The organism is Vibrio sp. 10N.286.49.C3 (genome assembly GCF_041469545.1).
Classification (GTDB): Bacteria; Pseudomonadota; Gammaproteobacteria; order Enterobacterales; family Vibrionaceae; genus Vibrio; species Vibrio tasmaniensis_A.
The window spans coordinates 1-2,316 of the sequence record NZ_JBFRKT010000104.1 but is presented as its reverse complement, the minus strand read 5'-3'; the positions used below and the strand labels follow the sequence as shown (position 1 = coordinate 2,316).

Here is a 2,316-nt window from a genome sequence, read left to right as displayed (position 1 = left end):
AATTACGCAACAAAGCCATCAAAGGAAGTAAATTCAGTGCCAGTACTGGCGATGCCGGTGGTGATAAAAAGGGTGTCTCATCTGGTACCATTGAAGCTGAGGCGGAATTCATATCGGCTTCTCCTACCGTTAAATTTGAAGGCGTCGGCGTATGTCGCTTGTCCGATCAAACCGGTGCGGTCTTTGAAGGCACATTAGATAATGCAGGCAAAGCTTCGGTGGGTGGTGTCGCACCCGGAGAGTTTAACATTGATTATGGTGAAGACAGTCGTAAGCCTGCCTGACAGTGAAAAGATCAAAGCCGCATTAGAGAAGTGCCCATTTGTGGTGGTGTCGGACTGCATTGCCGATACTGAAACCACTCGCTTGGCCGATGTGGTGCTGCCCGCGCAAGGGTGGAGCGAGAAGTCGGGCTCCGTGACTAATTCTGAGCGTCGAATCTCACGCCAACGCCGTATATTACCAAGCCCAGGGGAAGCTAAACCTGATTGGCGGATATTAAAAGAAGTCGCGCAAAAAATGGGATTCAAAGAGCAGTTTGATTACTGCCACGAAGGTGAGATCTTCAAAGAGTATTGCGAGATGACTGCGCTTGGTAATGAAACAGGTAAAGCGCGTGACTTATGCTTAATTGGACTCACGCAACTGGATGAGAAAGGCTATGGCGAACTCACACCACAGCAATGGCCAGTGCTAGAGTATCAACCAGAGATCATTGAGCAGCGCATGTTCACCAATGGCAAGTTCTTTACTGAATCTGGCAAAGCGCAGTTTATTGCAGTTGATCACGACAAACCGATTGCCGACATCAGCCTTGAATTCCCGCTTATCATGAACACAGGTCGGATCCGAGACCAATGGCACACTATGAGCCGCACAGGCTTGGCCGCAGGTTTAGGCGAACACACACCAGAACCCTTTGTTGCCATGCACCCAGATACGGTTGCAGCACTTGGTTTAGAAGAGTTCGGCTTAGATGAATTTGGGCTAGATGCCTTCAACCACGCTACTATTAATCCAGTGGTGAAAGTGCGCAGCGCACAAGGGGAGTGCCAAGCCCGCCTAGTGGTAACCAAAGAGATGCGCCGCGAGCAAGTATTCATGCCTATTCACTGGAATGCACCGACTGCCAAAGACAGTAAGCCGTGTGACCTGATCTTGCCTCATACCGATGCCGCATCAGGTCAGCCAGAGTTTAAACACACCCCAGTGGTGGTTGAACCGTGTGGTTATCGCAGCGAAGCCGCACTGGTCAGTGACAAAGTGATGGATTGCAGCGGTTTTGATTACTGGGTACGCCAAAGAGTGGAGGGCGGTTTTCTGTATCGCATCTCATCATCTAAGAACCCAATGGAGCTGGTGATTCAGCTTGCCAACACCCTCGATGCATTACCAGAACCCAACGCGGAGGCGATCAAATCACTCCATTACCACGGTAATAAATCATTCAAGAACTACGGCTCTGCCAAGCTGGGTCAATCTGGTGTAAAGCAAGCCTTCGTAGTGAACAGTAAGCTCGACCATCAAAGCATCGACTGGCTGGTGGAATGCCTAACAAGAGAAGCCGATGAAGAGTTTGAAGCTGAGTTTTTGAGTACTATGGCGAAGTAGGGGGATACAGAGTGACCTAGTTGCTTGATTATAATGCATAAAACTATCGCTGTGTTATGGCGAGAGAGGGGCATTGTTCGCTTTTAAAAAAATTATGCAACGGGTATAGTCTCTGTAGACAAATTGGTAGCTAGAAGTGGAAAGTGAACGGCTTGCAGTTTTCCTCTGCTAGTTATAAAAATCGAACGTAGGTACGCTTTAAAGCAAATTTCATAGATAGAAGCGGCCAAGTCCAACAGGTATTTATCTATTGTGCTACGACAGCGGATAAATACTTAAGCGTTATGCGTTACTCCAACTTGAGAAGGCAGTACAAGTGGAAATAAGAGTTAAAAAATCAGTTCGGTATCTTGCCTTGGGTATTCTTATATATCCGTTTCTTTACATGCTACTCAATTTTATTATTCCGATTCTAATGACGGTTTTGGGCGAAGGTGGTAGCTCGTTGATTGAAATTCTTGAGTATTTCACCTGGTTTATAATGCCTTTATTTTCGGTGCTCTATTTGTTAGCTTTCCACCATTTTTCTCCAGTGTTAGGTAAATGGCATCAACGCATTGGGTATATTTTGGTTTTAGCCGCTGTGCTAATCGAAATAGTGATGCCTTGGATGGAATCTGGTCTGGTGTTTAAGACAGCATCTTTTCTATGTCGGCTTTTCGAGATCGGTATTTTAGTTAGTTGTATGGCTTTGTTGCGTAATTA

General features: G+C 46.5%; 1 protein-coding gene and 2 pseudogenes. All 3 read left to right on the top strand.

The window, feature by feature from the left end:
• Positions 1–17: 17 nt before the first annotated feature.
• A pseudogene (locus tag AB4180_RS22670) lies at positions 18–275 on the top strand (PAAR-like domain-containing protein); the annotation flags it as partial.
• Positions 265–1,611 (top strand): annotated as a pseudogene (locus tag AB4180_RS22665) (molybdopterin oxidoreductase family protein); the annotation flags it as partial. The pseudogenes AB4180_RS22670 and AB4180_RS22665, both read left to right, overlap by 11 nt.
• Positions 1,612–1,927: 316 nt before the next feature.
• Positions 1,928–2,316 (top strand): hypothetical protein (locus AB4180_RS22660; RefSeq protein WP_102250517.1); only part of this gene is annotated, 389 nt, incomplete at its 3' end.